We start from the raw sequence: 5,670 nt of genomic DNA on the forward strand, positions 1-5,670 counted from the left end.
AGCCCCGCCCACGGGCACTAGGGCAATTTTCAACATTCACGACATAGTCAGAAAAAAGGAACTGTGCATGAGCGATTCGGCCGAAAAGGTTAAAAAGATCGTCGTCGAACATCTGGGCGTCGAAGCCGACAAGGTCACCGAGGAAGCAAGCTTCATCGACGATCTGGGCGCCGACAGCCTCGACATCGTCGAACTGGTGATGGCGTTCGAAGAAGAATTCGGCGTCGAAATTCCCGACGATGCGGCGGAAAAGATTGCCACCGTCAAGGATGCGATCGACTATATCGAAGCGAACAAGGGCTAAGCTCCTGTTGTCCGGCCATGCCGGACGCGGCGGCGACGCCGCCCACGCGTTTCCGGCTTCCCGGTCCCGAGCGTTCGCGCGCAGTGGCCGGGAAGCTTTTTTTTATGGATATGCGTTTTTTGAAATGATGCGGCACCCCGCGGGGGCAGGGGCCGATGAAAGGAACGACTATGCGCCGGGTTGTGGTGACGGGTTTGGGTTTGGTGACGCCGCTGGGCGCCGATGTGGAAACCACATGGGCAAATTTGCTTGCGAGCAAGTCGGGCGCGGGCACGATCACCCATTTCGACGCGTCGGACCAGAAATGCACGATCGCGTGCGAGGTCAAGGGACCCGATCATGAATATGGTTTCGATCCCGGCAAGCGTGTCGATCACAAGGTGCAGCGGCAGGTCGACCCCTTCATCATCTATGGCATCGATGCCGCCGGGCAGGCGATCGAGGACGCGGGCCTCGAGGATATGTCCGACGAAATGAAGCTGCGCGCCGGCTGCTCGATCGGGTCGGGTATCGGCGGTCTGCCAGGAATCGAAAGCGAGAGCCTGCTGCTCGCCGAAAAAGGCCCCGGACGTGTCAGCCCGCACTTCGTCCACGGCCGCCTGATCAACCTGATCTCGGGCCAGGTCAGCATCAAATACGGACTGCAAGGGCCCAACCATGCGGTCGTCACCGCCTGCTCGACCGGCGCGCATTCGATCGGCGACGCCGCGCGGATGATCCGTGACGACGATGCCGACATCATGCTCGCGGGCGGTGCCGAAGCGACGATCTGCCCGATCGGCATTGCGGGCTTCGCGCAGGCGCGCGCGCTCAACATGAGCTACAACGACCGCCCCGAAGCGGCGAGCCGCCCCTATGACAAGGACCGCGACGGTTTCGTCATGGGCGAGGGCGCGGGGGTTGTCGTGCTCGAGGAATATGAGCATGCCAAGGCGCGCGGTGCGAAAATCTATGCCGAAGTCGTCGGCTACGGCCTGTCGGGCGACGCCTATCATGTCACCGCGCCGCACCCCGAGGGTTCGGGCGCGTTCCGCTCGATGGAAATGGCGCTCAAGAAAGCGGGCATGACCCCGGCCGACATCGATTATATCAACGCGCACGGCACGTCGACGATGGCCGACACGATCGAGCTTGGCGCGGTGAAGCGCCTGTTCGGCAACGAAATCGCCAATGTGTCGATGAGCTCGACCAAGTCGGCCATCGGCCACCTGCTCGGCGGCGCCGGCGCGGTCGAGACGATCTTCTGCATCCTCGCGATCCGCGACCAGATCGTCCCGCCGACGCTCAACCTCGACAATCCTGACGAGGGTACCGAAGGCGTCGACCTGGTCCCGCACAAGGCCAAGAAGCGCGAAGTGAAAGCCGCGCTCAACAACAGCTTCGGTTTCGGCGGCACCAACGCTAGCGTCATCGTCAAGGCGGTCGACTGAGCCAAGTCCCGAACTTCGTCATTCGCGTGAAAGCGTGAGTGACGAAGTAAAGGGGCGCGTTAAACCCCTTTCCTACATTGCGTTGCCATGCTCTATCACCTTGTCGCAGGTCCCGGCCTAAAGCGACAAAGGAGACATTCTGGACGCGTGCGTGCGTATCTTTTGTCTCCTTGAGCGCCGAATGGGAGAAGAGAGTGCATCCGTTTCGCTGGCTCATGATCGCGATCCTGGCCCCGCTGCTTGCCGCCTGCTCGGGCGGCGCGCCCAGGGATGCCGAAATCGTTGTTCCGCCCGGCGCGAGCATCGCGAAGGCGGGCGAAATCCTCGAAGAAGCCGGGCTGGTCTCGGCATCGAGTTTCCGCAACGAGGCGCGCTTCTTCGGCTCGGACGATCCGATCAAGCCCGGCGAGTACAAGATCGACAAGGGGATGGACGCGGGCGACATCCTCGCGCTTTTCCAGTCGGGCAAGACGATCCAGCGCATGGTCATGATCCCCGAAGGCATGCCCTCGATCATGGTGTGGGAACGCCTGATGGCCGAAAAGCGGCTCAAGGGTGAAATCCCCGTTCCCGCCGAGGGCAGCATCCTGCCCGACAGCTATGCCTTTACCACCGGCGAGAGCCGCGCGGCCGTCGTCAAGCGTATGCAGGCGGCGATGGACAAGGCGTTCGGCGAGCTTTGGGCGAAGCGCACGCCGCGCACCGCCGTCAAGGATCGCAATCAGGCGATGGCGCTTGCCTCGATCGTCGAAAAGGAAACCGGCGTCGCCGCCGAACGCCGCACCGTCGCGGGGGTCTATACCAACCGGCTCGCGGTCGGCATGCGGCTGCAAGCCGATCCAACGATTATCTATCCGATCACCAAGGGAAAACCGCTGGGCCGCCGCATCCTGCGCTCCGAAATCGCCGCGGTGAACGATTATAACACCTATTCGATGATCGGCCTGCCCAAGGGACCGATCGCGAACCCCGGCAAGGCTTCGATCGCCGCGGTGCTCGATCCCGAGGCGAATGATTATCTCTTCTTCGTTGCGAAGGGCGACGGCGGCCACATTTTCGCGCGCACCCTCGCCGAACATAATGCCAATGTGCAGAAATGGTATCAGCTGCGGCGCGACCGCGGGGAGATGGAATAGGGGCGACGACGCCGGCAGGGGATAAGTGATGACGACCGCAAAGCTTTTCATCCACGGCGTCCCCGACAGCCCGGCGATCTGGCGCCCCTTGCTCGCCGCGCTCGATCTTCGCGATACGCCCGTCGCGGTGCCTGCGCTCCCCGGCTTCACCGCGCCGCTTCCGCAAGCTTTCCCCGCCACCAAGGACTCCTACGCCGACTGGGCGGTGGGGCAGGCCGAAACCCTGTTCGCGGCACATGGCCCGATCGACATCGTCGGGCACGACTGGGGCGCGTTGATCGCGCAGCGTGTCGCGATGCTGCGGCCAGATCTCATCCGCAGCTGGGCAATTTCGAACGCCGTGATCGATCCGGATTATCGCGGCCACCGTCTCGCGCGCATCTGGAACACTCCGGTGCTCGGCGAACTCTTCATGGCATTGAGCAAGCCGGCGAAGCTCGCCGCGGGGCTGGCGGCGCAGGGCATGCCCCGCGACATTGCCGAGGAGGAGGCCGTGCAATGGGCGATGAAGGACAAGCGCCGGGCTATCCTCAAACTCTATCGCTCGGCAAAGGGTTTGAGTTTCGAGCACGACTGGGCGCGTGATATCGACAAGCTGCCCGCGACCGGCGCGCTGATCTGGGGTGCGGGCGATCCCTATGTCGAACTGTCGGTGGGGCAGCGTTTCGCTGCGAATACCGGCACGCCGCTGACGGTCATCGAGGGCGCGGGACATTGGGCAATCGCCGAGCGGCCAGAAGAGGTCGCCGTGGCGCTGAAGGCGTTCTGGAGCGCCGTGTAGCGCTCATCGAAGCCGGCGATCATTCTGACCCAATTAATCGATTGGATCGCATGGAGGTGAAGGTCCATTGAAGAGGAACTCGAGGCAGGTAGTCCCCCCGGGCGCAGGCGGTACGCCGCCGCGCCGTGCCGGCCTCGACGACAGCGGCCCGGATAGCCCCCCTCCCGTCCGGCTCCCTGGCGCCGTGCCCATCATCGTGACCGCGACGATGGGCGCGGCGGACCAGCGCGCTTTCGACGCATTGCGCATGGCGCATTTCCCGCCCGGGCGGAACCATCTCACCGCGCATATCACCCTGTTTCACCAGCTACCGCCATCGTGTCTTGACGAGCTCGAAGGATTGATCCGCCGTATCGCGGGCGACAGCGCGCCGCCGGCCGCCCGTCTCCGCGAGGTCTATTCGCTTGGCGAAGGCGTCGCCTTTCGCATCGACAGCCCCGACCTTCTCGCCATCCGTGCCGACATTGCCGATCATTTCGCGGGAATGCTCACCGCGCAGGACCGGGGAACGCCGCGGCTTCACATCACCGTCCAGAACAAGGTCGCACCGAAAACGGCGCGGGAGCTACTCGCCGAGCTCGCCGCCGATTTTCGGCCGCGCCCGCTGTCGATCACCGGCCTTGCCGCCCATTTTTACCGCGGCGGACCGTGGGAGCCGGCCTTTGCCCGCAATTTTCGCGGAATGCGTACATGATGTTGACCAGCGCCGACGGCCTGCTTATAGGCGCGGCTCGCCCGGATGCGGCGGCCTTTCGGGGCGGAGTAGCTCAGCAGGTTAGAGCAGCGGAATCATAATCCGCGTGTCGGGGGTTCGAGTCCCTCCTCCGCTACCAGAGAAACCATGTTTTTTGCCGTTTCCGGTACAACGAACTTCCGAAAAACTTCCTGCTCGTTGTTCCGAATGGCTGAATGGCCGAAATGGGATGGCTTCCAATCATTCCCCCACCCTCGTAGGGAGGAGAGAAGGGAACTCCGCAACCGGTCGCCTGCCAGCCAGCCTGATTCCCGCTTTCGCACCAAAGGGACTGGCGGGCCATAATGCTGGACCGGCGCGGCGGCCTCGCCTAAGGCTTCGCGCGCGATGCACGCCTATGCCAACCCCACCCGATTTCTGGCGATCGCCAGGCCGCTGACGCCTTGGTTGCTCGGCGCCGGCCTGTTGTTGCTGCTCGGTGGAATCTGGGCCGGACTGACGCAAGTACCGGGCGATTACAGGCAGGGCGAAACCGCGCGCATCCTGTACGTTCATGTGCCGTCGGCGTGGCTCGGCATGGGCGGCTGGACCGCGCTCGCCATTTCGGGGCTGATCCAGCTGGTCTGGCGCCATCCCTTGTCGGGCATCGCCGCGCGCGCGATCGCGGTGCCGGGGATGCTGTTCACCGCGCTCTGCCTTGCCACCGGTTCGATCTGGGGCCGCCCGACGTGGGGCACCTGGTGGGAATGGGACGGCCGGATGACATCGATGCTTGTTCTCCTGTTTCTTTATGCTGGCTTCATCGCGCTTACGAGCGGCGATGACGGGCAAAGGCAGGGCGGGTCGCTGTCGCGCGGCGCCGCCATTTACGCACTCGTCGGGGCGATCAACATCCCGATCATCAACCGCAGCGTCGTGTGGTGGAACAGCCTGCACCAAGGGCCCAGCATTACCCTGCGCGGTTCGTCGATCGACACTGCACTGCTCTGGCCTTTGGGCTTGACCTTGCTCGGCTTTTCGCTGCTATTCGGGGCCATCGTGCTGATGCGGATGCGGCGGATCATTGCCGACAACCGTGTCGCGGCGCGGCTGCGGCGGCTCGCCGACGACGAGGGGATCTGAACGTGACGGGGGTCATAACCGGGGGCGGGCAATGGGCTTTCGTGGCCGCGGCCTATGGGCTGACGGTCGTACTGACCGGCGCGGTGCTGTGGACGAACTGGCGCGCGATGGCGAAAGCCGAAAAACGCAGCGACGCGCTGCGCGCCGACAGCAGGCGCGGCGGGACGCCGCGCGGGGACCGCAAATGAAGGCGAAGCATCAAC

At 64.0% G+C, this 5,670-nt stretch carries 7 protein-coding genes and 1 tRNA gene; all 8 read left to right on the forward strand.

Annotated features, from left to right (window positions below):
- The first annotated feature begins 67 nt into the window (after nucleotides 1–67).
- The 8 genes from VN047_RS20075 to VN047_RS20110 all read left to right on the forward strand — a co-directional run bounded on the left by VN047_RS20075 (nucleotide 68) and on the right by VN047_RS20110 (nucleotide 5,655).
- Nucleotides 68–304, forward strand: a complete 237-nt coding sequence (locus tag VN047_RS20075; RefSeq protein WP_003039428.1) for an acyl carrier protein — start codon at nucleotides 68–70, stop codon at nucleotides 302–304.
- A gap of 170 nt (nucleotides 305–474) precedes the next feature.
- Nucleotides 475–1,734, forward strand: a complete 1,260-nt coding sequence (gene fabF, locus VN047_RS20080) for a beta-ketoacyl-ACP synthase II (RefSeq protein WP_325545838.1) — start codon at nucleotides 475–477, stop codon at nucleotides 1,732–1,734.
- Between the two features lie 215 nt (nucleotides 1,735–1,949).
- A complete protein-coding gene (mltG, locus tag VN047_RS20085) occupies nucleotides 1,950–2,870 on the forward strand; it encodes an endolytic transglycosylase MltG (protein WP_325545845.1) in 921 nt (306 codons plus the stop codon).
- A gap of 28 nt (nucleotides 2,871–2,898) precedes the next feature.
- Nucleotides 2,899–3,651: an alpha/beta hydrolase gene (locus VN047_RS20090; RefSeq protein ID WP_325545840.1), complete on the forward strand. Its 753-nt coding sequence runs from the start codon at nucleotides 2,899–2,901 to the stop codon at nucleotides 3,649–3,651.
- A gap of 208 nt (nucleotides 3,652–3,859) precedes the next feature.
- On the forward strand, nucleotides 3,860–4,345 hold the full coding sequence (locus tag VN047_RS20095) for a 2'-5' RNA ligase family protein (protein WP_325545847.1): 486 nt from the start codon (nucleotides 3,860–3,862) through the stop codon (nucleotides 4,343–4,345).
- 62 nt (nucleotides 4,346–4,407) lie between these two features.
- Nucleotides 4,408–4,484: transfer RNA gene (locus tag VN047_RS20100), tRNA-Met, on the forward strand.
- 248 nt (nucleotides 4,485–4,732) lie between these two features.
- Entirely contained in the window at nucleotides 4,733–5,467 is a 735-nt protein-coding gene (gene ccmC, locus VN047_RS20105; RefSeq protein WP_325545842.1) for a heme ABC transporter permease CcmC, read from the forward strand.
- A 2-nt stretch (nucleotides 5,468–5,469) separates the two neighbouring features.
- Nucleotides 5,470–5,655: a hypothetical protein gene (locus VN047_RS20110; protein WP_325545844.1), complete on the forward strand. Its 186-nt coding sequence runs from the start codon at nucleotides 5,470–5,472 to the stop codon at nucleotides 5,653–5,655.
- Nucleotides 5,656–5,670: the final 15 nt, after the last annotated feature.

It is taken from the genome of Sphingopyxis sp. (assembly GCF_035565275.1).
In the GTDB taxonomy this organism is placed as follows: domain Bacteria; phylum Pseudomonadota; class Alphaproteobacteria; order Sphingomonadales; family Sphingomonadaceae; genus Sphingopyxis.

Coding starts and splice junctions, on each gene's coding strand:
- mltG (WP_325545845.1), top strand. CDS start 1,950: ATGATCGCGATCCTGGCCCCGCTGCTTGCCGCCTGCTCGGGCGGCGCG.
- VN047_RS20095 (WP_325545847.1), top strand. CDS start 3,860: ATGGGCGCGGCGGACCAGCGCGCTTTCGACGCATTGCGCATGGCGCAT.
- fabF (WP_325545838.1), top strand. CDS start 475: ATGCGCCGGGTTGTGGTGACGGGTTTGGGTTTGGTGACGCCGCTGGGC.
- VN047_RS20075 (WP_003039428.1), top strand. CDS start 68: ATGAGCGATTCGGCCGAAAAGGTTAAAAAGATCGTCGTCGAACATCTG.
- ccmC (WP_325545842.1), top strand. CDS start 4,733: ATGCACGCCTATGCCAACCCCACCCGATTTCTGGCGATCGCCAGGCCG.
- VN047_RS20090 (WP_325545840.1), top strand. CDS start 2,899: ATGACGACCGCAAAGCTTTTCATCCACGGCGTCCCCGACAGCCCGGCG.